This is a genomic window from Leuconostoc sp. JNUCC 76 (genome assembly GCF_053667755.1).
In genome coordinates, this window is record NZ_CM132206.1 from 1,403,204 (window position 1) to 1,426,829 (window position 23,626).

The 23,626-nt window shown below is 36.6% G+C and carries 22 protein-coding genes, 3 tRNA genes and 1 other annotated feature; of the genes, 8 read left to right on the forward strand and 17 right to left on the reverse strand.

Features of this window, described 5'->3' with window-relative positions:
* Positions 1 to 2: 2 nt before the first annotated feature.
* Together JNUCC76_RS07105 and JNUCC76_RS07110 are read right to left on the reverse strand one after the other, a co-directional pair.
* On the reverse strand, positions 3 to 1,004 hold the full coding sequence (locus tag JNUCC76_RS07105) for an aldo/keto reductase (protein ID WP_454153757.1): 1,002 nt from the start codon (positions 1,002 to 1,004) through the stop codon (positions 3 to 5).
* On the reverse strand, positions 997 to 4,107 hold the full coding sequence (locus JNUCC76_RS07110; RefSeq protein WP_454153758.1) for a beta-galactosidase: 3,111 nt from the start codon (positions 4,105 to 4,107) through the stop codon (positions 997 to 999). Before JNUCC76_RS07110 ends, JNUCC76_RS07105 begins: the two co-directional genes overlap by 8 nt.
* Positions 4,108 to 4,330: 223 nt before the next feature.
* Here JNUCC76_RS07110 and JNUCC76_RS07115 point away from each other — a divergent pair, with 223 nt between their 5' ends.
* Positions 4,331 to 5,686 (forward strand): threonine/serine exporter family protein, encoded by a 1,356-nt coding sequence (locus JNUCC76_RS07115; RefSeq protein WP_454153759.1) that lies wholly within the window; start codon positions 4,331 to 4,333, stop codon positions 5,684 to 5,686.
* A gap of 60 nt (positions 5,687 to 5,746) precedes the next feature.
* On the opposite strand, the gene JNUCC76_RS07120 is transcribed toward JNUCC76_RS07115, so the two are convergent.
* Complete coding sequence (locus tag JNUCC76_RS07120) at positions 5,747 to 6,691, reverse strand: NAD(P)-dependent oxidoreductase (protein ID WP_454153760.1); 945 nt, start codon at positions 6,689 to 6,691, stop codon at positions 5,747 to 5,749.
* 218 nt (positions 6,692 to 6,909) lie between these two features.
* Between JNUCC76_RS07120 and JNUCC76_RS07125 the strand changes: the two genes are divergently transcribed.
* Together JNUCC76_RS07125 and JNUCC76_RS07130 are read left to right on the forward strand one after the other, a co-directional pair.
* On the forward strand, positions 6,910 to 7,953 hold the full coding sequence (locus tag JNUCC76_RS07125) for a branched-chain amino acid aminotransferase (RefSeq protein WP_454153761.1): 1,044 nt from the start codon (positions 6,910 to 6,912) through the stop codon (positions 7,951 to 7,953).
* A gap of 124 nt (positions 7,954 to 8,077) precedes the next feature.
* A tRNA-Glu gene (locus JNUCC76_RS07130) sits at positions 8,078 to 8,149 on the forward strand.
* A gap of 79 nt (positions 8,150 to 8,228) precedes the next feature.
* Here the strand turns inward: JNUCC76_RS07130 and JNUCC76_RS07135 are convergent.
* From JNUCC76_RS07135 to JNUCC76_RS07165, 7 genes are all read right to left on the reverse strand, one after another.
* Positions 8,229 to 8,726 (reverse strand): YutD family protein, encoded by a 498-nt coding sequence (locus tag JNUCC76_RS07135; protein ID WP_454153762.1) that lies wholly within the window; start codon positions 8,724 to 8,726, stop codon positions 8,229 to 8,231.
* On the reverse strand, positions 8,726 to 10,069 hold the full coding sequence (locus tag JNUCC76_RS07140) for a bifunctional metallophosphatase/5'-nucleotidase (RefSeq protein WP_454153763.1): 1,344 nt from the start codon (positions 10,067 to 10,069) through the stop codon (positions 8,726 to 8,728). Before JNUCC76_RS07140 ends, JNUCC76_RS07135 begins: the two co-directional genes overlap by 1 nt.
* A gap of 84 nt (positions 10,070 to 10,153) precedes the next feature.
* Positions 10,154 to 10,600, reverse strand: a complete 447-nt coding sequence (locus tag JNUCC76_RS07145; RefSeq protein WP_454153764.1) for a hypothetical protein — start codon at positions 10,598 to 10,600, stop codon at positions 10,154 to 10,156.
* A gap of 1 nt (position 10,601) precedes the next feature.
* On the reverse strand, positions 10,602 to 11,696 hold the full coding sequence (locus JNUCC76_RS07150) for an aminopeptidase P family protein (protein WP_454153765.1): 1,095 nt from the start codon (positions 11,694 to 11,696) through the stop codon (positions 10,602 to 10,604).
* 116 nt (positions 11,697 to 11,812) lie between these two features.
* Complete coding sequence (gene rpmA / locus JNUCC76_RS07155) at positions 11,813 to 12,130, reverse strand: 50S ribosomal protein L27 (protein ID WP_002814840.1); 318 nt, start codon at positions 12,128 to 12,130, stop codon at positions 11,813 to 11,815.
* 27 nt (positions 12,131 to 12,157) lie between these two features.
* The gene (rplU, locus tag JNUCC76_RS07160) at positions 12,158 to 12,457 is read right to left on the reverse strand and encodes a 50S ribosomal protein L21 (protein WP_454153766.1); all 300 of its coding nucleotides are present in this window, start codon (positions 12,455 to 12,457) and stop codon (positions 12,158 to 12,160) included.
* Between the two features lie 11 nt (positions 12,458 to 12,468).
* Positions 12,469 to 12,552, reverse strand: a sequence feature (ribosomal protein L21 leader region).
* An 89-nt stretch (positions 12,553 to 12,641) separates the two neighbouring features.
* The gene (locus tag JNUCC76_RS07165) at positions 12,642 to 13,223 is read right to left on the reverse strand and encodes a TetR/AcrR family transcriptional regulator (protein ID WP_211636523.1); all 582 of its coding nucleotides are present in this window, start codon (positions 13,221 to 13,223) and stop codon (positions 12,642 to 12,644) included.
* A 559-nt stretch (positions 13,224 to 13,782) separates the two neighbouring features.
* On the opposite strand from JNUCC76_RS07165, the gene JNUCC76_RS07170 reads away from it, so the two are divergent.
* A complete protein-coding gene (locus tag JNUCC76_RS07170; RefSeq protein ID WP_211636524.1) occupies positions 13,783 to 14,043 on the forward strand; it encodes a SemiSWEET family transporter in 261 nt (86 codons plus the stop codon).
* Between the two features lie 546 nt (positions 14,044 to 14,589).
* On the opposite strand, the gene JNUCC76_RS07175 is transcribed toward JNUCC76_RS07170, so the two are convergent.
* The 3 genes from JNUCC76_RS07175 to JNUCC76_RS07185 form a co-directional block, all read right to left on the reverse strand.
* Complete coding sequence (locus JNUCC76_RS07175; RefSeq protein WP_454153767.1) at positions 14,590 to 14,904, reverse strand: SemiSWEET family transporter; 315 nt, start codon at positions 14,902 to 14,904, stop codon at positions 14,590 to 14,592.
* A 527-nt stretch (positions 14,905 to 15,431) separates the two neighbouring features.
* Positions 15,432 to 15,686, reverse strand: coding sequence for a hypothetical protein (locus JNUCC76_RS07180; protein WP_454153768.1), 255 nt, complete (start codon positions 15,684 to 15,686; stop codon positions 15,432 to 15,434).
* A 671-nt stretch (positions 15,687 to 16,357) separates the two neighbouring features.
* A tRNA-Arg gene (locus JNUCC76_RS07185) sits at positions 16,358 to 16,431 on the reverse strand.
* 100 nt (positions 16,432 to 16,531) lie between these two features.
* Between JNUCC76_RS07185 and JNUCC76_RS07190 the strand changes: the two genes are divergently transcribed.
* The 3 genes from JNUCC76_RS07190 to rarD all read left to right on the forward strand — a co-directional run bounded on the left by JNUCC76_RS07190 (position 16,532) and on the right by rarD (position 18,742).
* Positions 16,532 to 17,050, forward strand: a complete 519-nt coding sequence (locus JNUCC76_RS07190; protein ID WP_454153769.1) for a molecular chaperone — start codon at positions 16,532 to 16,534, stop codon at positions 17,048 to 17,050.
* A gap of 173 nt (positions 17,051 to 17,223) precedes the next feature.
* On the forward strand, positions 17,224 to 17,757 hold the full coding sequence (locus tag JNUCC76_RS07195; protein WP_454153770.1) for a GNAT family N-acetyltransferase: 534 nt from the start codon (positions 17,224 to 17,226) through the stop codon (positions 17,755 to 17,757).
* 94 nt (positions 17,758 to 17,851) lie between these two features.
* Positions 17,852 to 18,742, forward strand: a complete 891-nt coding sequence (gene rarD, locus JNUCC76_RS07200; RefSeq protein WP_454153771.1) for an EamA family transporter RarD — start codon at positions 17,852 to 17,854, stop codon at positions 18,740 to 18,742.
* Positions 18,743 to 18,830: 88 nt separating this feature from the next.
* Here the strand turns inward: rarD and JNUCC76_RS07205 are convergent, their stop codons facing one another.
* Complete coding sequence (locus tag JNUCC76_RS07205) at positions 18,831 to 19,151, reverse strand: DMT family transporter (protein WP_002814974.1); 321 nt, start codon at positions 19,149 to 19,151, stop codon at positions 18,831 to 18,833.
* Between the two features lie 42 nt (positions 19,152 to 19,193).
* The gene (locus JNUCC76_RS07210) at positions 19,194 to 20,882 is read right to left on the reverse strand and encodes a hypothetical protein (protein ID WP_454153772.1); all 1,689 of its coding nucleotides are present in this window, start codon (positions 20,880 to 20,882) and stop codon (positions 19,194 to 19,196) included.
* A 369-nt stretch (positions 20,883 to 21,251) separates the two neighbouring features.
* Here JNUCC76_RS07210 and JNUCC76_RS07215 point away from each other — a divergent pair, with 369 nt between their 5' ends.
* Positions 21,252 to 21,464, forward strand: a complete 213-nt coding sequence (locus JNUCC76_RS07215; RefSeq protein ID WP_454153773.1) for a hypothetical protein — start codon at positions 21,252 to 21,254, stop codon at positions 21,462 to 21,464.
* 168 nt (positions 21,465 to 21,632) lie between these two features.
* Here JNUCC76_RS07215 and JNUCC76_RS07220 read toward each other — a convergent pair.
* Positions 21,633 to 21,721, reverse strand: a tRNA-Ser gene (locus tag JNUCC76_RS07220).
* 42 nt (positions 21,722 to 21,763) lie between these two features.
* Positions 21,764 to 23,605 (reverse strand): translational GTPase TypA, encoded by a 1,842-nt coding sequence (typA, locus tag JNUCC76_RS07225; protein WP_454153774.1) that lies wholly within the window; start codon positions 23,603 to 23,605, stop codon positions 21,764 to 21,766.
* Between the last annotated feature and the right edge of the window lie 21 nt (positions 23,606 to 23,626).

A 23,626-nucleotide genomic window follows, 5' to 3' on the forward strand; every position in this document is an offset into this window, starting at 1 on the left:
ATTTAGTTGGCTGCATATTCGCTCAATACGTGATCAATTTCAAGCAACTCCTCTGGTGAAAATAATAGATTGTCCAAAGCTTTGACATTTTCTATGACCTGTTTTGGATTACTAGCACCAATCAAAACACTAGCTAATTCAGGAATTCGTAAATTCCAAGCAAGTGCCATTTGTGGTAACGTTTGACCTCTCCTTTGTGCAATTTGATTCAACTTTTGCACCGTATTAATTGTTGGTTCAACTTTTTCTTTTGTCAAAAAGGGAATTGTTGCTTTGTTCGCACGTGAATTATTTGGAATACCTTTCAAGTATTTATCTGACAACAGTCCTTGAGCTAGTGAACTAAATCCGACCGCACCTTTTTTGTTTTCTCCTAATGTCGTAAACAAATCTTGTTCGGCTTTACGATCAAACATGTTGTAACGTGGTTGATGAATGATGAATGGCGTCTTTAACTCTTTAAAAATATCGATAATCTCTTGTGTTTCTTGACTTGAATAATTAGAAATACCAATATAAAGCGCTTTCCCTTGACGAACCAGTTGGTCTAAAGCTTGTGCAGTTTCTTCAACCGGCGTCATCGGATCAGGGCGGTGACTATAAAAAATATCAAAATAGTCTAAACCAGTGCGTCTTAAGCTTTGATCTGCACTGGCAACGATGCTTTTTCGAGAATTCCAATTACCATAAGGCCCTGGCCACATTTCGTGACCAGCCTTGCTTGCAATGACCATCTCATCACGGTAAGGTTTCATATCCGTAGCCATAATCCTGCCGAAATTTTCTTCAGCACTTCCTGGTATAGGACCGTAATTATTGGCTAAATCAAAATACGTGATACCCAAATCAAAAGCTTGGTGAATAATTTCCTTTTGGTTTTCGTAGGGATCCACACTACCAAAATTATTCCAAAGTCCCAAACTAATAGCTGAAATCTGTAATCCACTATTGCCAACTCTGTTATATATCATTTTATCGTAACGATTTTTATTAGCGCTATACATTTGCTTCTCCTTCTGTATTTGACCACGAAAAACTATAATGATAATGCTCGTTTGATAATAAAAACTCTGGCGACACGCTTGGAGACCAAGAATCATCTCCACCAACACCCATATGATAGCCATCAATGTTCAACCAAACACCCTCTTCAGGTTTTAATAGGTGTCGATGAGTAGCAGCCGACAATTGTTCTTGACTAAATCGACTCAAATTAAATGAAAAACGTCGTTCAAGTGCCCGAATGACATAATGATCAAATTTAAGATACGCAACTTCTGTTCGCAAGCCATTTTCACTAGGAAAAACATACGGTGTATAAAGTTCCTTCAAGGAAGCATCCCATTTACCACGAATAGCCGATGAACGCCTATCTGGATAGTTTTCCATTGGCCCCAATCCACTATACGCCACTGCGTCAGTCGTTGCGTTAATTTGAACACTCAATCCAATACGTGCTGGTTGTGGATCGGCAACTTGCCGCCAAACATCCACATACACTTTTAAATCACCAACATGATTTATTAGATATTCTTTACTGGATGTAAACATGATATGTTGATCAATAGGTGATAAAAATTGATGCTGTGTCGTGATTCGTACTTCACCCTTTACTGCTGTCCAGTTGAATTGCACAAGCTTTTCATTCAAGTGATTGAACCCAGTTGCTTGCCATCTTTCAAGCCAGGCATTTGGATCAATATTTGTCACCTCACTCACCCCAATATCATTGTCTAAAGCCGCTCTACTAAATTGATCTTTCAATGGAGTCAGTATTTTTTCCTGTCCATTCTTTATCCAATTAGATAACCAACCTGTACGCTTATTAAATTGCCAGATAGCATCATTTAAAGAAATGGACAAGGAATTTTCCTCATCATTTATTAGGAAATTTCCATAATCATCAAATGATGGTACGTCACTAATCATTAATGGTTTATTTCTCAAAATAAACTGCTTGTAAGCAAGTAATGTTCCAGAGCGGATAAGGCCATCGGTGCTATCTTGAACAATCTGACAGTTCATGTAGACATCTTCATTATTGTTATCGGAGAAATTTAAACTGACTCTCTCTTCAGTTTGGGGTGCCAAATTGAGTTTGATTTTTTTAGTCTCAATCACCTGATCATTTGACAAAATTTGATAAATTAAGGTTGCATCATTGACTGTTTTGAATAAGTACTTATTTGAGACAGTCATATAGTTAACTTTTCCAGTTGGATCTTTTTCCAGTTGGAAAGCGAAATATTGTTGACAGTATTTGGCCTCCAGCAAAGCTGGTTTTGGGGTGCGATCGGGAAATAATAATCCATCCAAGCTAAATTGGCGATCATTAGGATAATCACCAAAATCGCCACCATAAGCATAATATGATTGACCTTCGTTATTTTTTGTAAGCAAGCCCTGATCTACCCAATCCCAAATGAAGCCACCCTGAAGTCTTGGATATTTTTCGAAAGCCTCCCAATATTTATTAAATCCACCTAAACTATTCCCCATGCTATGCGCATACTCACACAATATCAGTGGTCGATTTTCTTTTGGCAAACCAATCCATTTTTTAATAGCCCATTTTGAGTTGACCTCTTCCACTTGATCTTGGTCAACACGTGCATACATCGGTGCAATAATGTCCGTTGCCGGTGTATCAGCACCACCACCCTCATACTGAATTGGACGAGAAGGGTCGGTCTTTTTAAGCCATTGATACATTGCATCATGATTATGTCCATAGCCAGACTCATTCCCCAAAGACCAAATAATAATGGATGGATGATTATAGTCTCTCTGAACCATTCGTGTCACTCGTTCCATCATCAGTGGTAAGTATTTAGGATCATTTGTAAGGTAATTCATTGGCCTGACACCATGTGTCTCGATATTTGCCTCATCTACTAAATATAATCCATATTGATCACATAGCTCGTACCATCGTGAAGCGTTAGGATAATGAGAAAGCCTTACTGCATTAAAATTATGCTCCTTCATCATCCGAATATCATCAATCATTGTTTTTTCATCAACATAATATCCTGTTTTTGAATTAAATTCATGCTTATTGACACCACGAATTAATAACGGTTGATTATTTAAAGTCAGTAAACCATCTTTAATCTGAACCTTTCTTATGCCAACTTTCTTATTTTCAATCTGATAGTTTTCTTCCTCATTGTGCAAAGAAACTTTTATATCATATAAATTTGGTACTTCAGCCGACCATAATGCCGGATTTTTTACTGGTAATTCTAAACTAACTTGATCATCATTAGCACCACGTTCGTCGATTACTCGATTACCAAATTGTTCTGTCGTTTTGAACAAACTCATACCATGGTAAAATAATTCAGCAGTCACACTCAAGTTATCCGCCGAATTTCCAACTAATTGTGCCCTAACCTCAACGGTCGCATCATCCAGATCTTCATCCAGTTTTGTCTCAATTGCTAAATCCTGAAATCTTGTTTTTGGAACACGAATGAGATCAACATCACGAAAAATCCCTGACATTCGCCACATATCTTGATCTTCAAAATAGCTCGCCTTGCTCCACTTCAACACCAAAACCGCAATACGATTTTCACCAACTCGCAATTCTTCAGTGATGTCAAATTCTGCTGGTAAGCGACTGTCTTCTGAATAGCCAACCCACTCTCCGTTAACCCAAAGATAAAAGGCAGAGCCAACGCCATTAAAGACAACATGCGATTCTGTATTATCTGCTAACCATTTATTATCAAGAAAGATTTTTTTGGAATAAGCGCCAATCGGATTCTCAGTCGGCACATACGGTGGATTTACAGGGAATGGATAAGTAACGTTTGTATAAACAGGAACATCGTAGTCCCCCTGTAACTGCCAATTACTAGGAACATGAATATTTTTTGACGTAGGCAAGTCTTTTTCTCGCCATTCTTCATCAATTTCTGATAGGTTTTCAAAATAACTAAACTGCCAAGGACCATTAAGGCTTTTTCGTGGTTGTTTAATTTCCTGTTTTTCTCGTTCATTAGTGTAGCTCATACTCGTGTGTAGTGGTAATCGATTCCAATTCGTTACCACTGGATTTTCCCAATCATGGCGCGCTAATATTTGTTTTATACTTGTCATATTTAATCCTCGAGAATTCTTCTGCCAAATTATACACACATCTTATCATCGATGCTCAAAAATGTAAACGCTTACTTATTGAAGTTCATCTACTTTTGGGACGCAAAGAACTTGTTAACCCTTTATTCATCACTATTGAATAGGTTGAATACGACAGCAACTGCAACTATAATGAAGGAATTAGAAGTGTTGTATTAATTTCATTGATTCATTGGAGGAAATAATGGACAAGAATAATAATCCACACGTGTTAAAAAAAATACCTTTGTCTTTACGCCACCACATGACGATTCCTTGGGCCAGTTTTATTAAAAGCGAAAATATTCCAGCTAAAAAGGCTAGCCTCCAGGAGCGTGCCTCAATTGTTGGTCGAATTGGTATTCTCATGTTGTCTTGCGGTACTGGAGCATGGCGTGTGCGAGATGCAATGAATAAAGTTGCTAGAAAACTAGATCTTACATGCTCTGCCGATATTGGATTAATTTCATTGGAATATACTTGTTTTAGCAGTAATCAAAGTTATACTCAAGTATTATCCCTGCCAAATACAGGTGTAAATACCGACAAGCTAAATATTTTAGAGCATTTCGTTAACAATATCCAAGATGATTTTTCATCTTTAACTATTGGTCAAATTCATCATACGATTAACGACATTCAAAATCGACCAAAGCAGTATACGCCGCTCATCTCGGGTCTCGCTGCTGCTCTAGCATGTAGTGCGTTCATTTTTTTACTTGGCGGTGGTATTCCAGAGATGATCTGTTCATTCATTGGTGCTGGGATTGGAAACTATGTCCGTTCAATTTTAGGTAAACATGCTATAACTACTATTGTGGGCGTCGCTATCAGTGTTGCCACGGCATGTATCACCTATATGTTTGCATTTAGAATATTCGAATTTTATTTCCATATTTTAGCTCAGCATGAAGCCGGATATATTGGGGCTATGCTCTTCGTTATTCCTGGTTTTCCTTTTATTACTAGCATGTTAGATATCTCGAAATTAGACATGCGTTCTGGTTTGGAAAGGCTAGCTTACGCCATAATGATCACGCTAATTGCCACATTAGTGGGCTGGTTAGTCGCTTCGCTGGTTCAGTTTCGACCAGCAAATTTTTTGCCACTTGGCTTATCGTCAGTCACACTGATGTTACTTCGTATCCCAGCCAGTTTTTGCGGTGTATTTGGTTTCTCAATCATGTTTAATAGCTCGAAAAAAATGGCTGCTGTGGCTGGATGCATTGGTGCAATTGCCAACACTTTGCGACTAGAACTAGTCGATTTAACTACTATTCCTCCCGCAGCGGCGGCATTTGTTGCCGCGTTAGTTGCCGGATTAATCGCATCCATGGTCAATCGTTACAATGGCTATCCAAGAATTTCCTTAACTGTTCCTTCCATCGTCATTATGGTGCCTGGTTTATATATCTATCGTGCAGTATACAGTATTGGTAATAACCAAATTGGTGTTGGCGCGCTATGGATGACCAAGGCTGCTTTAATTATCATGTTCTTACCACTCGGATTGTTTGTGGCACGTGCCATACTAGATAAAGACTGGCGGCATTTTGATTAATATAAACAAAAAAAGCAGTAATACGCTAAATCAGAGTATTACTGCTTTTTTAAACAAGTATCAATATCCTTTATCTAGATCAACGACATTTTGAACAAACGTACCATTAGCCATAAATGAAGGGACGTTTTTTTCAAACAAACGAAATAGCCCACCAACACGACCAGCACTTTCTTGTTCACCCCAACTCGTATGTTGTGTCAATAAGATTTGTGGTCGCTCAAATAATGGATGATTCATTGGTAATGGTTCAGGTGTTGTGACGTCTAATGCAGCATATTTGACACGAGAATCATCAATTGCTGAAAGTAGATCGTCCTGATTCAAAGTTGTGCCACGCCCAATATTGATAAACAAAAACAATTGATTAAATTGTTGGAAAAAATGCTCATCAAAAAAGTTTTCGGTTTCTTTTGTCCCTGGTAACCCGTCAACAACAACTTGCGATTTAGCTAGCGCTTCTTGATAATCAGAAATTGCATAAGTTGCATCGAACCCTTCAACTGGACGACCTGTAGTATTTACACCAAAAACTACACCGCCCAATGATTTTACAGCGTGAGCAATTTGCTGCCCAATTCGACCAGTACCAAACACCAAAACTGGTAATTCACTCATCAAATACTGATCTGTAAAAGGTTCCCAATGTTTTCGTGTAGTATAAACATTTAAGCCACGAGCAAAGTGGAGAATATAGCCCAAAACAGTTTGAGCTATAGGTATCGCTTTTAACCCACTCGCATTTGTCACAGTAATTTGACGCTCCTGTAGTGTTTTCAAGGGTAAGTAGTCAACACCAGCCGATTGCGCCTGAATCCACTTTAATTTAGATTCTGGGTTAGCAAGGATTTTATGTCCAATTTCTGTATCCCAAGCATAACTTATCAATACCTCAGGTAATTGTTCATCGGTAATTGTGTCTGGTGTCACAACGCTAATATCATATTGTGCAAGAAATTCACGGTTTTCTTGCGTAATTGCTTTCACTGCCAGTAATAATGCCATTTTAATTCATCTCCAATAATACTTGATTTATCACTGATATGATAAATAATTTTAGTGATGTTGTGCGATGACCTAATTCATAGGGTTCAGCACTACCTTTAATTATACGAGATTTCTAAATAATTAACATTAAAAAGATTCCTCGTTAGCTATTGCACAATTCTCTTCTAAGCGTTATAGTAGTTTTATCATATTTTTCTAAGAAAGAAGGACGTATTATGTCAGAACAACGAAAGGCTAAAGCTGAAGATTTTGATTGGGACAACTTGGGATTTGAATACCATGACCTTCCTTATCGTTTTCGTGCCTATTATAAAGATGGTAAGTGGAGCGAAGGTAGTCTTGAAACAGACTCAAACATTCCAGTTAATGAGGCAGCAACCGGACTTCATTATGGTCAAACAATTTTCGAGGGGTTGAAAGTTTATCGCCGTAAGGATGGTGGTGCAAACATTTTCCGTCCTGACCGTAATGCAAAGCGTCTACAAAATTCAGCCGCTCGTTTGATGATGGCTCCCGTCCCCGAAGAACTTTTTGTGCGTGCTTTAAAAGAAGTTACGAAGGCAAACCAAGGTTTTATACCACCCTACGGAACTGGCGCAACACTTTATCTACGTCCTTTTGAATTTGGTGGTGGTCCAGTTGTCGGCGTGCATCCAGCAGATAATTATGTCTTTGAAGTATACGCAACCCCTGTCGGTGCTTACTACAAGGGTGGATTAACACCAACAGCCTACGTTACTAATCATTATGATCGTGCTGCTCACGGTGGTACTGGTGCAGCCAAGGCCGGTGGTAACTATGGTGCCTCAATGCTTGCTGGTGATGAAGCCCATGCTGCTGGTTATTCTGATGTTGTTTACTTGGATCCTCGTTTGCATGAGAATATTGAGGAATTGGGATCAGCCAACTTCTTCGGTATCACAAAGGATGGTCGCTTCTTAACACCAAAGTCACCTTCAATCTTGCCATCTGTAACCAAATATTCATTGCTTCAAGTAGCTGAAGAACTTGGCCTAAAAGCTGAAGAAACAACTATTTCAATCAATGATCTTGATCAGTTTGCTGAAGCTGGTGCAATGGGAACTGCTGCTGTAATTTCTCCTGTAGGTTCAATTACACATAACGGTAACAAGCACGTATTCTATTCTGAAACAGAAGTTGGTCCTTGGACACAAAAGCTTTACGATCGTTTGACAGCCATCCAATATGGTGACCAAGAAGGTCCCAAAGGCTGGGCAGTCGACGTACCACTTGATTAATATACTAAAAAACGAAACGTCTTAGTGACGTTTTTTATTTTGTATCTAAAAAGTATTGACAGCACTGCAGATTCTTGTTATTCTATTATAGTTGTTTGATTCAAGCAAATAACAAATTGATCATGGCTCGTTGGTCAAGTGGTTAAGACGCCGCCCTTTCACGGCAGAATCGAGAGTTCGATTCTCTCACGAGCTACTAATTAAGTTACAACTTCGGTTGTAGCTTTTTTGTTTTTATATCAATAAATCAAAAAATAAGAGCCTAAGACGGGCTCTTATTTTTGCTTAATCACAAATGATTTCTTGTTTTTTTGTTTAGCTGCAGATACTTTTGCTTTTGATTCTTTTTTATGAGTTACGGGCCGATGATTCTTACTCTTATTCTTATTTTTGGAACGCTCGTTCACCTCAGGAACACGAGGATTAATATTTTCTAGAACAAAGTACGGTGCGCCAAAATTCGCATATTCATATAGATAATCCTGTAACGATTGAATTTTATCATGATTATTCACTGCTCTATTATTATTATAAAAGCCCTTCAAGCGTAATTGTTCAGCAGAAATATCCCCTACAATATAATCATACTGAGCTAATAGCGGTGTGTATCGTATGGCCAGTTTATCTTCATCAAAAGCATCTTTAAAGTCTTCTACTATTTCTAGCGTCAAACGGTCAATTTCCACCTCATTACCCAGCTTTTTAACTTTATAAGCCCCTTTGCGTTCCTCTTGTTGTTTGAGCGTACGTTCTTTTAGTGTGTCGTGATCCATTAGTTATCCTTATATTTATTCGCATAATAATTTGCCATAAGTTCACGCAAAAGTAGATTTAATTCTATTTTTGCTGGCGCTTGCGCTACATCTGGGAAAAAAGAAATCCACTTGTAATGATCGAGTGTTGCTATTTTATACAATTTACCTTTATCAATCGCCTCTCCATTATACAAAACTTCACCATTCTTTTGTCGATCAATACCATCAAAGCGCATATAACCAAAAATTTTACCTCGAAACCCACTACCTTTCATAGGGTACTGCGCTAGGTTAGTCATCTGTTCGTCAATACTTTGTAATAAGGACAGTAGTTTTTCTCCAGATATGGTAATTAGCATTGGATTAATTGCGTGCGGCATACTTTCTAGAAGTTCATAGCGACTGAGTTTACCTTTTGGTAACTCTTCACTAAACATTCCTGTAGAAATCATTGATACCGGCACATTATAGTACTGCCTCAAAGCACGTAGGGCATCATAAACTTGTTCATCTGGGGTTATTTCACGAGGCAATGTGCACACGTACTGTTGTTCGAGTAATTTTCGCCCCTTAGCAATCCAACCCCGAATCATTTTATAATCATCATCATTTTCTGCTAACTCATAAGTGGGTGTTGCTATCCCTGACTTATGAATAATTCGATGATCCTTAATGGTTAATGTAATATCACCAACATTTTCGCCATAACGCCCTGCCGCTGCTAACAGAGTGCCACTAACCATTTTACCTTGCGGGAGCAAATGATGCGTATGGGCGCCCATAATAACATCTACGTCATATTTCTGAGCAATATGCTCATCTGTTGGCAAACCCAAATGAGAGAGTAACAAAATAATATCTACTTGATCACGCAAAACTGGCAAGTACTTATCTAATGTCGCATCAATAGCAATGGGATCCCAGCCAAGTGCCGGATAAGTTAGCTGGTATGGCGCTGTTAATCCTATGACACCTATTTTCGTGTCATCCTTAGTGGTCAAAATTTTGTAATTTTTTGCCCATTTAGGTTGTGTATCATGTGGCATTTCCTTCAAATTAGCCAATAACACATCAAAGTTAGCATAATCATATAAATGATTCATGGTGTCATGTGAGAAAACAAGCCCCTCGTTGTTCCCAATAGTCACACCGTCATAATGTACATCATTCATTAACGAAACATTGCTCAACCCCTGAGTTGCTTCGGTCAATGGATGTAACCTGTCAATCGCATCCCCAATATCAAATGTAAAGCTCTCATCATACTTAGCCTGACCTGCTAGTAGATATCGTGATATACGTGGCCAATTTTCGAAATGCGAATGAATGTCATTTGTATGTAATAAGTGAATTGTCCCCATTGGTTTCCTCTCTAGCCGATTACGAAATGATTTATATTCTAATTTTACACCTATCTACGTAAAAAGACGTCAGCCGACGTCTTTTTATTGTCCAAAACGATACAAAAAATGACTAAAATCGTCCAAATTCGCAGGAAAAGCATTTAATCCCCAAATAAATTGCTCTTTTTTCCCTGGTACTTTGAAACGAACGCCCCATTCATCATTTTTACTTGGATCATCATAAGATGGGCCACGGTATTCACTCATCCAAGTCGTAATATAGGCCATTGCCTCCTCTGAAAAATGATCCCAAACTTTTGTCATATCAACCCAATCCTCACGATAACGCCAATTAAAAGGCTCCCCTTTGTCATTTAAATGTGGATTATAAAACATAAAGTCCTTATCTAAAATGTCTTTTGCTTCCTGCGCCTTGAGATCACTCTGCCAGAAAGCATGTCCTTCTTGACGTTTTGCGTATATGTAATCAAAGCCCGTAACCAAATTACCTCGATAAAATACTAAAAAGTCTAATCGTTCTTGTGTCATTCTATTCCTCAATAACTATTAAATCTTTAGGCAAAGCCACTGTCAAATTTTCAAAACCATCTGCTGTAACAATAACATCATCCTCAATACGGACACCACCCTGATTAGCTAGATAAATCCCTGGTTCAATTGTTAGCAAATGCCCAACTTGCATTTCATCACTAGAACGTGGGCTAATTGCTGGACCTTCATGAATGTCCAGACCAACGCCATGACCACCACCGTGATTAAATTGCTGACCATAGCCATGTTCTGTAATATAATCACGTGCCACTTTATCAATTTCGCTACCCGATATTCCTGGCTTAACAACATCAATAGCATTTTGATTAGCCTGTTTAACAATTTCATAAATAGTCTTCAGTTCATCACTAACATTTCCCACAGCAATTGTTCGTGTTACATCCGAAGTATAACCATCAACATAGTATCCAAAATCGATGGTCACTAACTCACCATTTTCAATCACTTTGTCAGTTGCTTCACCGTGTGGTAATGCTGATCGATATCCAGATGCAACAATTGTATCAAATGATGCTTTTTGTGCACCGTATATTTTTTGTAGTCTATCCAATTCATTAGCAACTTCACGCTCTGTCTTACCCGGTTTTATAAAGGGTAGCAAGTCCTTAAAGGCTTTCACTGATGCGTTAGCCGCCTTGCGTAAAGCTTCTAATTCTTGCGCGTCTTTGACTTCGCGTAACACTTCAATAGCTTTTGGCAATGCATCAAAATCAATATCTGCTGGCAATAATTCATCCAAGTAATCATAAATGTCATAAGGTAAGCTTGCTTCGAAAGCCAACTTCTTGATACCAAATTCTTGCGCTGCTTCTACGGCAACACCGTAATAATCACGTGTGACTTTAAAATCAACACCCTCAGGTAATCTATTTTTGTAATCCTCTTCGTAACGAGCATCTGTAATTAAGCGAGCATTCTTCTTGCCGATAACTACAATGCCATCACCTGTGCCACCTTCAAATCCGGTTAAATACTTTGTATTAAAACCTTGATAAACAATCATACCGTCCAAGTTAAGCTTGGCCAGTAGCTTCTGCAATTTAGCAATACGTGCCTCATAGTACTTTGACATAAAAATCCTCTTTCCTATAACTGATTTAATTATAACATCTGCAACCTTAATCATTTGTAAGTAAAAAGGCTAACATATTATCTGCATAATACGTTAGCCTTTTCAGTAATTATTACTTACTTTGCAGCAGCAACAATTTCATTGTATTGTTCACGTGTGTAAACAGATACTTGACGCTTTTCGCGACCTTTACGTTCAAACTTAACAACACCGTCTGTCAAAGCAAACAATGTGTCATCGCCACCTTTTTTAACGTTTACGCCTGGATAAATATGCGTACCACGTTGGCGGTAAATGATTGAACCAGCAGTTAAGTCTTGTCCGTCAGCAACCTTAGTTCCTAGACGACGACCAGCTGAGTCACGACCGTTGGCTGAAGATCCGCCACCTTTGTGGTGCGCGAACATCTGCAAGTTTTCTTGATTCATCAACATAAGTCTATTCTCCTTTACAAGTAATGATTACGCGATTGAATCAATCTTCACGCGTGTATATGGTTGGCGGTGGCCTTGCTTAGTATGTGAATGCTTCTTGGCACGGTACTTGAAAGTAATAACTTTCTTTTGCTTGCCTTGCTTTTCAACAGTACCTTCGACCTTTGCACCCTCAACAAAAGGTGTACCAATCTTTGAATCAGTTAATACAACTTGGTCAAAAGTAACCTTTTCACCTGCTTCTGCATCTAACTTTTCGATGAAGATTGTGTCGCCTTCAGCGACTTTGTATTGTTTGCCGCCAGTTACAATAATTGCGTATGCCATTATTGGTTTCTCCTTATACTTAGACTCACCATCACAGGCGGTCGGGCCCTTGTCCCGAGCATGCTTTGACCTGTTCTGAGTGGTTGTAGCTATGCTAACAACCGTTTAATTATAACAAAAATAGATCATCGAGTCAATAATTTCCAAAAGAGCTTCAAATAATTCAGAAGAATTCACATGATCATCAAATCAGTTCATTACCATTATTAAAATCGAATAGGTTCAATCCGTTGCTGGCAACCGTGTTGGTATTTATTCGCCATAACTCTGTAAATTCTTTGAACAAGTCAGATTGCGAAATGTTCATATTATCTGCCAACCACTTGGCCATGATGGCCCAAAAACCAGCATTGATAACTTCCCATTGATATTGTTGCGCTCGTCGTTCTTCGTCGTTTAACTCACTGGTACGTGTTGCCATTTGGGTACGCAGTCTACTATATAATGCATCACTAAATGGTTTATCAATATCATGGTTCAAAACAGCATTATAAAAAGCCGCTTGTTTACTAACCGTATTTATCATGTCGGTTATTTTAAAAGTTTGTTGCGTATGTTCTAGAAGATCATTAATCAAAGAATCATTAATCTCAGATATAAGATGTTCTTTGTTGCGATAATATTTGTAGAATGTGCCACGCGTAATGTTCGCACGAGCCAATAGGGTTGTGATAGAAAAATCTGGCTGAGTTGATAGTAATAAAATTGTTTCAGCTTGAATAATGTGTTTAGTACGTACAACACGTGCATCAGTTTTATTTGACATAAATTTACTCCTGACTAAAATATTATGGTTATTCCCACTTTATTTAATATATTCTTTAATCGTCAATTTCAGTTAGTAATTATTAACCAATCAGATATTCTAATTATTCACTCTTAGTAAATCATAACATATTGTAATTAAATGAAATATTACTTTTCATGTCACAGGCAGTGACAGCATATTCACTAATCTTTTCCAATAAAAAAGCACCCTAATCAGGCACTCGTTAAATAGTTTACTATAACTATAATAAACTATTGTATTTAACAGACATGATTATCCCCATCCCCGTCTATGTATGGTGATCCCCCAATAATGAAATGAATAAGGATCTTATGAAATAAAATAGAATAGAATATAGAAAAGATCACCGTATGTTTATAATAGCACATTTCTGAAAAAGGTAAAAATTAATATGACAAATATTCTAAAATTACAATTATTTGGATAAAAATCGTGAACCTTATTTTGAACATTTTTATCCAATATGGTAAAAGTTGTGATTTTCTTCACTTCGTTGTATTATTAAAGCGTACAATAAAAAAGGGAGAAGAATATCATGCAAGAAACAAATTTCATAAAGTATTTAAGCTGGATTGCGACCGTCATGGCTGTGTTAATGTATGTTTCGTATATCCCTCAAATAGCAGATAATCTAGCTGGATCCAAGGCAAACCCCTTACAACCACTGGTGGCGGCTATCAATTGCACCTTGTGGGTTATCTACGCACTAAAAAAGAATCATCGCGATATACCTGTCGCCTTAGCTAATTTTCCAGGTATAATATTTGGACTAATCGCTTTCGTGACTGCTATTTAACTTTTGGACAGCTCACATTGTGATTTTATAAACATTTTTAAATGTTGTGTTCATTAAAATTAGGGAAACATTTTTTATGATGTTCCCCTGATTTTGTGTCGTTTCATTTGTGATCTTTTTTCTTTTTGTAAACAACGCGAAAATTAACCAAGACATCGGTTATAAGAACTGTCGTCAAAACTTTAACCTGTGTTTCCTCAATGACTATGTTAAATAGTTGATACATCGAAACAATCAGCTGTTTGCAGTTTCATCATTAAACTCGTAAATTACTTTTTATGTTCTGCTATTTTTGTTTCACTAGTCTCCTTAGTACCAACCATAATAAGATTTTCAAGAGTGAACTGGACTTATAGATGCGCAATACTTATCCGCAATGTCTTTGTACTTCAAGCCAGACAAATAATATTGCTCGGCTTCTCCATGTTATTTAAGGCACCTTCTTTCAATGTGTTAGTGCTATCGGATCGTTTTCATAATCCTCTTAAACCAATTTTTAAAACAACAACGATTAATGCAAAATAAAAAGCGCCTCAGCGCCTTATTTTAATGAATATATATTGTAATGACAGTCACTAATCCAAAAATGATACCCGGAACGTTAGAAATTATGATTGGCCAATCCTTATAAGTTTTATTCCAACCATAACCAGTCCAAAGAGAAGCGTTAATCATAGCAACTAAAGGCTGTAAAAAGCCTACAGGATGACCCGAAAAGTTACTAATAATTTGTGGAATATAAGATATATACATAGCAATACACATAAATGTTGCTAATTTACTAAGTAGTTTTAATCTTCTTACTCTTGCTAGAGGTACTGCGTCGTCACCTTCTGGATATTTTGATGTATCAATTCTCATTGTGTAAGCCCCTTCTTATTTTGGTTAATGATAAACATCATAACACTCTTTAAGCAACTTTTCTAATTTGAGGAAACCTAAATGACCATTCCACCACGTCATATATGGTCTCTGTAATCAATCTGACTCTTTTCATCACTACTGACATAACGTGAATACGTGCGATTGTGTCGTGCAACACTCTTTGCTTTCATAATGTCAGCGATTAACTGATTAATGTGTCTGCGCCTGCTGCTTATTCCTTCTCTGATTCATTCATGTTTCTTGACTAACAAAACTTCAAGACTTCACTCCAGCGGTCGCCACAAAACAAAATTTGCTCTGTACATCGAAAACTTTATCACTCACCTCAAAAATGATAGATATTCCAACCCAACGTATTCTTACAATACGCCGTGATTTTCCCGAAGCTTGTATAACGGTGCTTTAATAGATGAGCAATAATTCTGTTTATTTCGTTAACTTGATCTTTACTCCAAACAAAAAGCCCAACCTATTTAAACAGTTGGACCTTTAAAATATTTGACTTATTTTTGAGTAGCCTTACGCAGAAATGCAAAGTACTCATAAAGAGCTAATGCTACTAGCATGACCATCGCAATGTAGATTGAACTAGACATTGCTGTGACGGTCACCACAGTCAATCCAATCGCTGAAGTTGTGAAAATCAACGAAAACTTTTGGAGCTTAGTCAACTTGTCTGTGTCACCTTGAAATGACACAGAAGTCATAATAACACCAACTAATATCATTAATCCAAAGAAAATATGTAATGCGATCATAATTATTTCTCCTTTTTTTAATTATTATATACTAAAAAAATTACAATGCATATACTCTGTTTCACTCATTTTCTCCAATAAAAAATTTTATGTCACATATGTAAAACCAATCGAAATCAACCAATTTTGTTTTTAAACCAAAGGAACGTTTGTTTCTTCATATTTATTTATGTAAACGCCCACGTTTTACCGATTAAACTAACAAAAATCATTAAGGAAAATAAAATAATAATTGTTTGCATGTGGATAGAGAACTTAGTTTCGCATATTTAAAATCCTTTACGATAGACAAAGCAGTCAAATAAATGTTATTCATATTATGATAGATTTATTTAAAATTGTAAGCACTTCTGCAATGGCTTGAATACTTTTATAAAAAAGATTTTTGCTGAACATGATCTATAATTTCAAACAAGGATTATCTGTCGAGGATACCTCTTCACTGGGGAAATGTTTTTTAAAAATGTAGTACTCACGTCAAAAAAATTAAAATTCATCAAAGCCATTATTGATCCACTACTTGTTGATTCATTAGACAAAAAAGCATAAAAATTAAAAATACGATTTATAAAAGTTTAAGAAGAATTACAATATCACTTCTTAATACCTACATAGCAACACTTAAGCAAACAAAAACCGTCTTATCAACATTCGTGATAAAACGGTGTAAATGCGCTGAGGGGGATTCGAACCCTCGACCTGCCGGGTAGAAACCGGCTGCTCTATCCAGCTGAGCTACCAGCGCGTACTATAATATAATAACATTTTATTACGTTTGATGAAAGTATTTTTTTTAATCTTAATTTGATTTATACTAACAGTAGATAATATTGGGAGAATACCACATGAGAAAAGCATTTATTGCCTTGGGTGTCGTGATTGCAGCGCTGCTCATCGCCTTTATAACTTTTAATCAACAGCCAAAGTACGCAGATGTTTCTATGCCAAAAGCTGATTATACTCATTTACAAGAATCGCGTACAAATATAAAAAGATTGATTGACGATTTAAGTAAATTTAATTACAAAAAAGACAGCACAATGACGGCAATTGAAAAAGATGCTAAAATTATTGCTAACGAAAACAGTAAAGATCTAAGTAGTTCTGATGCGCAGACGCTTCGTGATGCCTTATATGGGCAAAATGGTATTGTCACGATCGTTAAAGCCGCACAAACTGGCAAATACAACATTGATGCTAGTGTTGCATCACGTTTCCATACAGGATTTGATTCAATCATTACCATGTCTGTCAACGCAATCAATAAAAGCTCTGCTCAGCGCGCAAACATTGTTACTCAGATGAAAAAAGACTTAAATATTGAAGAAGCTATATACCAAATTGGCGCCAAGCATGAAGAATAAAAAGCGACTCTAGGTAGTCGCTTTTTTTTGCTCTTTTCACAATAAACGAACCTTATCTCAAAATAACTCCTATTTTCTTGAACAAATTGACTACATTTAACTATTTATTATCCTACTATCTCATGTTAAAATGGTTACCTATTATTTTTTATCCCAAAACTAGGAGTAATAATATGATGAATGTCCGCACGGTGAAGTTAGCAGACGCACCAACATTATTGAATATCTACAAACCTTATGTCGAAAGAACAACCTCCACTTTCGAGTATAATGTTCCTACTATTCAGGATTTTGAAGACCGAATCGCAAATACGCTTGAGAAATACCCTTATATCGTCATAGAGGAAGACAACATGATTTTAGGCTATGCATATGCTCACGAGTTTAATAGTCGTGGTGCGTACAAATGGACCGTTGAAATTAGTGTATATGTCTCCCAAGAAGCTCTTAGTCGAGGAATAGGTAAAATGCTCTATTCCGAAATTGAGAATATACTAAAAAAGCAAAATGTTGTTAATATTATTGCTTGCATTACTGAAGAGAATGAAACTAGCAAGAAATTCCATGAACGAATGGGTTATGAAAATGTTGGCTTGTTTAAAAAAATAGGTTTTAAATCTGGAAAATGGCTAGATAACTTTTGGATGCAAAAAACACTCTGTCCTGCTGATGAACCGAAAGAGTTTGTGCCTTTTAGCTCATTATAATTATCCGTACCAATTCAAATACTTAACATAAACATGATAAATCGTTTGCAACAAGTGGTATTATAATAGGTATATTTAATTCGGGAGTATAGCTATGGAAAATAAACGTCTAGGAATTATTTCAGGTCTCTCTGCATATCTTCTGTGGGGTATGCTAGGTGTGTTCTGGGAACTATTAAGCGTTGTTCCCGCAATGGATACCTTAGCCTATCGGATTGTTTGGTCGCTTGTAACCATTAGTGTGGTGTTAACCTTTCAAAAAAGTTGGAAAGAAGTCTGGCACGTCATTATTGAATTAATCCAAAGTCACAAATTGGGTTTGATCATATTAAGTGCCTTCCTAATCTCAATTAACTGGTTTTTATATATTGATATGGTAACTCATGAGCAAGCTACTGAAGCAAGCCTTTCTTATTATATAATGCCACTAATGAATGTAGTTGTCGCAGTTATTTTCTTACATGAAAAACTATCAAGATCCAAAATCGTCGCCCTATTACTTGTCATTATTGGCGTTATCATCCTAACCATTCAAACTGGAGCATTGCCTTTAAATACACTACTAATGGCGGCTGCATTTTGTTTCTATGGCTTGATCAAAAAACAAGTACCCTTGCCAGCTACAATTTCATTAACACTGGAAACCCTCTTCGTTGCACCTATTGCTTTAGTTTACCTGTTCTTATCTCCACATGTGATGATACAAAATGGGCCTAAAATTACGATTCTATTGATTATGAGTGGTATCTTAACGGTTATCCCCTTACTCTTATTCGCTGTTGCCAATAAAAATACTGACTTTATCACATTGAGTTTTATTCAATATCTTAATCCAACTATTCAACTGCTTATGGCCATTTTTGTTTTACATGAAGCCTTTAACTGGCATAAGGTTATTGTGTTTGCTTTTATTTGGACTGGCATACTCGTATTTATTATTGGTAGTTTGAATAGCTATCATAAATTGAAAAAAACAGTTTCATAATAAAAAACATCCAATAGCATATTGCTTGGATGTTTTTTATTCTCTACATGTCGCTTTACTTATAACAAGTGACAGTCAACTTCACATACTACTCTCCTGCGGTCATCTTTATTCCAATAATTGCAATAATTAATAGAACGACAAAGAACCATGTAGCATTTGAAAATTTATCGTGAAAAAGTACAACACCTACGATAACTGACCCCACAGCCCCAATACCTGTCCATATCGGGTAGGCAAGACTAAACGAGAGATGCTTCACAGCTTGTAATAGGCAAAGCATACTTGCAATTAAGCCTAAAATTGTTACGGTTGCCCAACCCACTTTAGAGAAACCATCACTTAACTTCATAGCAGTTGACCATAATATTTCCGAAATACCCGCAAACAACAAAAAGATCCAAGACATAATTATCCTCCAAAATTAAAGTAGTTAAATAATCTAATTAGTTCAATGCTTTTTAAACAATGGTAACAGCTTAGTCAATTTTTTATTTTTTAATACAATTAAAGTCAACAATGCAAGGACACTGATCCAAAATGAAATGATTTGAACCGGCGTCTTTACATATTTCACATCAATTTTACTAATACCTTTTTCTATAGAAACAACGATGGCATTGTTTTTATTATATTTTGCAGGTATCCTTTCCCCATTCACGTATATTGTAAACCCAGGATAAAAGATATTTGGCAAGACGACATCAGTATACTTTTGTGCTGAATTAATTCGATAGTGTATACTGTCGTATCCTGTTGTCCAACGTGTTTGTTTTATCTCTTTCTTTGGATTCATCAACGGAATAGAATGTTGCTCTAACTTATCTTTGATCTTGAATGCATTATGTGGCAAATAATCATATACATAATTATTTAGTGTGGCATTCTGAAAATCATTCCAAGAAACTATGTTAACGGCATTACCATTTGGATTTCGCTTAATACTAAAATTAAGACTAGTTATAGAGAGCAAACCAATAGAACAAAATAGTGTTACCAACAAATAGCGACTCTTTCTATTTTCAACAATATTAGCAATGGCAATTGCCCCAAGAAAAGCTGAAATAAAAGTTGCAGTATAAAGAAATCTGCCAACGAATTGTATGAACCCTAAGTATTTATCAAGAATTGGCCAAGGAAAAATATTAGTTACAAGTATTAAATTGATTAGCAAAACTACTGATAAGTATTTTAATGCGGGATGAAACTTATTCCAGCCATTAATAACAAAGAATACAACGATTAGTCCTGATAAACCTAAGCTGTACGAAGCCAACTTGTCTGTCAAAAATACACTCATTGTAGGTAAAACAGTATTTGACAACAATAGTTTATTGACAGAAATATTTTTAACAAATAACAAATTTTGTAGAAGTGGTGCTAAGAAAAACGATGAAAGTAGCGCTGAAAGTATTCCTGCGTAAATTAACTTTAACATACGCGTTAATTTAATATTCTTAGCTTCTTTAAAACTAAATGTCATTGTGAATGAAAAAACCATCATCAAAACAACAACAACCGCATCAGGTAGATCACATAAAATGAGTCCAGCAACCCCTAGAGACATTATCCACCATTTTTTATGATCTTTTAATGCAATCTGATACATTCCATAAAAAGCAATTGGCATAAAAATAAAAATAAAAGATCCACCAAAGCTACGGTAAAATAATGTTATAGAAATCGTGAAATGGCTAAACCCATATAGTGAACTACTTAATAGAGCAATGAAACGACTTTTTGTTATTTTTAATGTACAAATGTACATTGACATAAATGTTGAAAAAAATATTAAAGCAATAAATGCCAAATAACCACCGTAAGCATTCCCAAAAATTATGTGCAAGAGCACCTCTGGAAGCATGGTTATCAATGGATAAAAAAGATTTTGTGGATATCCAAATGATCCAAAAGTTTTAGTCATCACACTGGGAATTGCTTGATCCAAATGACCCTGACTTAAATTCAAATAACTTTCTGCGACACGAGCCATATGGAAACGCCCGTCCCAACCCTCTTGATGGATATAGGCTGGCCCATGCAAATAAGGTAAAATAATCAAACAACTGAATAACGCAAAAAGTAAGCAAACACTTATGTTTAAATGCTTACCAATCATATACTTAACTTTATTTATCATACTATTCTACTTTCCCCAAAAAAGAGCGAAATAACCCTCGTTAACATCTCCAAAATAAAAAACACGCTCCTATGTATCATAACAAAAGTCATAGTGTTTTTAAAGCAGAAGTTTCTATAATAATTTCTGAAGTGAACTTTCACCATGATTTGCACCTAATTTTTCTAACATTAGAAGAATAGAAATAATTTGCTACTTATTACTGTTCGATTTTCAGAAACAGTAGCTTACTATCACATGCTATATAATCATTTAATATTTTTTAAATCTGGTTACGTTTTTATATAGAATACCCCATATACCATATTTGTGATATTCTTTAATTATTAGCGCTAAAATGATACGTAATTTTAAAAAGGAGAGACTTTCATGGATTGGAAAAATTATTCCTTGCAAACTCAAAATGCTGACTGGGCATTTTTGGATGAAATGTTAAGACGATCAAAAAGTAAAAAATTCGAGCTATCAAATTTTTTTGAAAATTATCAACACAAAAGATATGTTCTCGAAAACTGGAGTCATAACCATTTGCACAAACAAGTATTTTTTTCAAATTTTGATGAAATTATTCGGATTGAATGATTTTAAAATTGAAAATCTACATAAACATTTTTGCAGTTTAGGTTAAGAAGACAGTAAATAGCTCCGGCTGTAACATTTTCTAACGTTGTATTAAGTTGCGAAAATAAAAAAACGTTGATATAACAACGTTTTTGTACATATAAGAACATGAAATAACGCGCATAAGAAAGGAGCTAGCGGGATTTGAACCCGCACACCGCGAAATGCGGCTCGACGGATTTCGAGTCCGTTGCAGTACCGGATTGTGCCATAGCTCCATAACGAAGAACCTAAGCAGGTTCTTGATTATTAAATAAATGTTAGTTTGTTGATGCCTTACGACGCTTTGCAGCCTTTTCACGTTCAGCTGTGTTCAAGATAGCTTTACGGATACGTACGTTTTCAGGAGTTACTTCAACATATTCATCATCATTCAAGAATTCCAAAGAAGCTTCCAAATTCATGATACGTGGTGTCTTAATTGAAGACGTTTGGTCTTTGTTTGATGAACGAACGTTTGATTGTGGCTTTAATTTTGTAACATTGACAGAGATATCATTGTCACGCGCATTCATTCCAACAATCATTCCTTCATAAACTTCAATACCAGCGCCAACAAACATTTGTCCACGGTCTTCAACACCCATGATTGCATAGTTTGTAGTTGTCCCTTGGTTAATAGAAACCAAAGCACCGTTACGACGTCCTGGTTCCCAGTTACGAACAACTGGACGGTATTCAGCATACGTATGATTAAAAATACCATATCCACGTGTAGCTGACATAAATTCAGTTGAGTAACCAATTAATCCACGTGAAGGTGCCATATAAGTCAAACGTGTTTGTCCGTTACCAACAGACTCCATGTTGACCATTTCACCCTTACGCTGGTTCAATGAATCAATAACTGTTGATGAATATTCATCAGGTGTATCGATTTGAACTGATTCATATGGCTCTGATTGAACCCCATCAATTTCACGGTAAATAACCTGTGGACGAGAAGCTTGCAACTCAAAGCCTTCACGACGCATCGTTTCAATCAAAATTGACAAGTGCAACTCACCACGACCAGACACTGACCAAGCACCAGCTTGTCCAATATCTTCAACGCGCAATGACACATCAGTATGCAATTCACGACGCAAACGGTCTTCAATTTGACGTGCAGTAACAAACTTACCTTCTTTACCTGCAAATGGACTGTCATTTTGACGGAATGTCATTTGCAAAGTAGGTTCGTCGATACGTAAAATTGGTAGTGCATCTGGATGAGCAGGATCTGCAACTGTTTCACCAACAGAGATATCTTCCATACCAGAGACAGCAATCAAATCACCAGCTTTAGCTTCCTGGATATCTACTTGGTCTAACCCGATGAAACCAGCAAGCTTAGTTACACGGAAACTTTGTGTTGAACCATCCAACTTCAAAACTTCAACATTGTCACCAATTTTAATTGTTCCGCGCTTAACACGGCCAATACCGATACGACCAACGAAATCATTATAGTCCAACATTGCCACTTGGAATTGTAATGGTTCATCTGAGTTGTCAACTGGCGAAGGAATTGTATTAAAGACAGCATCAAAAATTGGCTTCATTGTATGTTCTTGATCGTCAACATTTGGTGACAAAGAAGATGTACCATTCATTGCTGAAGCAAAGATAACTGGGAAGTCCAAATCTTCTTCATCGGCACCTAATTCAATAAACAAATCCAATACTTCGTCAACAACTTCTTCAGGACGTGCACCAGGACGGTCCACCTTGTTAACGATGACGATTGGTGTCAAATGTTGTTCGAAAGCTTTCTTCAACACAAAACGAGTTTGTGGCATTGTACCTTCAAAAGCATCAACAACCAACAAAACGCCATCAACCATACCCATGATACGTTCAACTTCACCACCGAAGTCCGCGTGCCCAGGTGTATCCAAAATGTTAATTTGCTTGTCCCCAACCTTAACGGCTGTGTTTTTTGACAAGATAGTGATACCACGTTCTTTTTCAATATCGTTAGTATCCATTGCACGATCACCCAATTCCTTGCGTGAATCCAATGTGTCTGATTGCTTCAAAAGTTCGTTAACCAGCGTCGTCTTCCCGTGATCGACGTGGGCAATGATAGCGATGTTACGAATATCTTCGCGATTTGCCAATTTTCTAGTACTCCTTTAATT

What these genes read in the sequence shown, in the direction of transcription:
- JNUCC76_RS07105 (WP_454153757.1), bottom strand. Translation starts at nt 1,004, where the DNA reads ATGTATAGCGCTAATAAAAATCGTTACGATAAAATGATATATAACAGA.
- JNUCC76_RS07110 (WP_454153758.1), bottom strand. Translation starts at nt 4,107, where the DNA reads ATGACAAGTATAAAACAAATATTAGCGCGCCATGATTGGGAAAATCCA.
- JNUCC76_RS07115 (WP_454153759.1), top strand. Translation starts at nt 4,331, where the DNA reads ATGGACAAGAATAATAATCCACACGTGTTAAAAAAAATACCTTTGTCT.
- JNUCC76_RS07120 (WP_454153760.1), bottom strand. Translation starts at nt 6,691, where the DNA reads ATGGCATTATTACTGGCAGTGAAAGCAATTACGCAAGAAAACCGTGAA.
- JNUCC76_RS07125 (WP_454153761.1), top strand. Translation starts at nt 6,910, where the DNA reads ATGTCAGAACAACGAAAGGCTAAAGCTGAAGATTTTGATTGGGACAAC.
- JNUCC76_RS07135 (WP_454153762.1), bottom strand. Translation starts at nt 8,726, where the DNA reads ATGGATCACGACACACTAAAAGAACGTACGCTCAAACAACAAGAGGAA.
- JNUCC76_RS07140 (WP_454153763.1), bottom strand. Translation starts at nt 10,069, where the DNA reads ATGGGGACAATTCACTTATTACATACAAATGACATTCATTCGCATTTC.
- JNUCC76_RS07145 (WP_454153764.1), bottom strand. Translation starts at nt 10,600, where the DNA reads ATGACACAAGAACGATTAGACTTTTTAGTATTTTATCGAGGTAATTTG.
- JNUCC76_RS07150 (WP_454153765.1), bottom strand. Translation starts at nt 11,696, where the DNA reads ATGTCAAAGTACTATGAGGCACGTATTGCTAAATTGCAGAAGCTACTG.
- rpmA (WP_002814840.1), bottom strand. Translation starts at nt 12,130, where the DNA reads ATGTTGATGAATCAAGAAAACTTGCAGATGTTCGCGCACCACAAAGGT.
- rplU (WP_454153766.1), bottom strand. Translation starts at nt 12,457, where the DNA reads ATGGCATACGCAATTATTGTAACTGGCGGCAAACAATACAAAGTCGCT.
- JNUCC76_RS07165 (WP_211636523.1), bottom strand. Translation starts at nt 13,223, where the DNA reads ATGTCAAATAAAACTGATGCACGTGTTGTACGTACTAAACACATTATT.
- JNUCC76_RS07170 (WP_211636524.1), top strand. Translation starts at nt 13,783, where the DNA reads ATGCAAGAAACAAATTTCATAAAGTATTTAAGCTGGATTGCGACCGTC.
- JNUCC76_RS07175 (WP_454153767.1), bottom strand. Translation starts at nt 14,904, where the DNA reads ATGAGAATTGATACATCAAAATATCCAGAAGGTGACGACGCAGTACCT.
- JNUCC76_RS07180 (WP_454153768.1), bottom strand. Translation starts at nt 15,686, where the DNA reads ATGATCGCATTACATATTTTCTTTGGATTAATGATATTAGTTGGTGTT.
- JNUCC76_RS07190 (WP_454153769.1), top strand. Translation starts at nt 16,532, where the DNA reads ATGAGAAAAGCATTTATTGCCTTGGGTGTCGTGATTGCAGCGCTGCTC.
- JNUCC76_RS07195 (WP_454153770.1), top strand. Translation starts at nt 17,224, where the DNA reads ATGATGAATGTCCGCACGGTGAAGTTAGCAGACGCACCAACATTATTG.
- rarD (WP_454153771.1), top strand. Translation starts at nt 17,852, where the DNA reads ATGGAAAATAAACGTCTAGGAATTATTTCAGGTCTCTCTGCATATCTT.
- JNUCC76_RS07205 (WP_002814974.1), bottom strand. Translation starts at nt 19,151, where the DNA reads ATGTCTTGGATCTTTTTGTTGTTTGCGGGTATTTCGGAAATATTATGG.
- JNUCC76_RS07210 (WP_454153772.1), bottom strand. Translation starts at nt 20,882, where the DNA reads ATGATAAATAAAGTTAAGTATATGATTGGTAAGCATTTAAACATAAGT.
- JNUCC76_RS07215 (WP_454153773.1), top strand. Translation starts at nt 21,252, where the DNA reads ATGGATTGGAAAAATTATTCCTTGCAAACTCAAAATGCTGACTGGGCA.